The following is a 904-nucleotide window of genomic DNA, read 5'->3' as shown; positions in this document are numbered from 1 at the left end:
GCAGTCGGGCTATTTCGTCCTGACAGTTCCTTTCCCGTCGGAAAGAAACTGCCACGACAGCATACTGCGGGAACGTTAGTGGCAAGGCTGAAAAGATTGTTCATACTAATCAATGAATGAAAAACGCTGAAGAAATTAATAAGGAATTTATGGAGATTAAAAGTGAAGATTACTCTTCATTTATAAATTTCTATTCTGAAAATAAAGACTATTTTTCTTCAAATAAGCTTTTTGATGATGTGATTGGGCTTAAAAAAATTTGGATGCTATCAGAAATAATAAACTCAGCATATAAAGAGAAAGAATATGAACTGATAAACAATATCTTGCAACCAACGCTGAGAGGATTTAAAAAATACTCTTTACTCTATAACTATGATTTAAAAACAGATTCTTATTTCAAATTATTGATTTACAATATAGCTATAGACAACTTTAATAAAAAGAAATATTATAAAGCAACTAGGTACTTTCGTAATTCTGCAAACCTTGACAAACAAAATTCTCAACTTTTTGACTTTTATAAAGTTGCAAAATATAAACTTATTAAAAACACTAGCCGACTAATTGGATTATTTGGATTAATGCTCATATTAATAAAATACATTTCTATTTTGGTGCTGGATATTAATAAAACGGAATTCATATTGATTGGATACTTAGGAGCTATATTATTAGTTGGATATGGAATAATAGAAATAAGATTAAAAAGCCCAGCCACTAACACGCGGTCATAGTGCATGGCAGTACTTTTAAACCAAATAATTCAACGTTCGCTGTCGGCTCCTTTCGTCCTGACAGTTCCTTTCACGGGTGAAAGAAACTGCCACGACACCATACCGCGGGAACGTTGTATTTAATACCGGGATTAGTTGTTTGATTATTTTAAACTGGCTTCCACCCT

The 904-nt window shown here is 32.4% G+C and carries 1 protein-coding gene; it reads left to right on the top strand.

Annotation, left to right across the window (positions count from 1 at the left end):
- The first annotated feature begins 116 nt into the window (after positions 1-116).
- Positions 117-737, top strand: coding sequence for a hypothetical protein (locus ACE1ET_RS20495; protein WP_375730294.1), 621 nt, complete (start codon positions 117-119; stop codon positions 735-737).
- The last annotated feature ends 167 nt before the right edge of the window (positions 738-904 follow it).

Origin of the sequence: Quyinboa mangrovi, assembly GCF_042219825.1 — a bacterium.
Taxonomy (GTDB): domain Bacteria; phylum Bacteroidota; class Bacteroidia; order Bacteroidales; family UBA5342; genus JBHJHP01.
The sequence above is the reverse complement of the archived record's forward strand: the minus strand, read 5'-3'. Positions and strand labels throughout refer to the sequence as shown.

Bases quoted from the DNA above. Each gene is read 5' to 3' on its own strand.
- ACE1ET_RS20495 (WP_375730294.1), top strand. From the start codon at position 117: ATGAAAAACGCTGAAGAAATTAATAAGGAATTTATGGAGATTAAAAGT.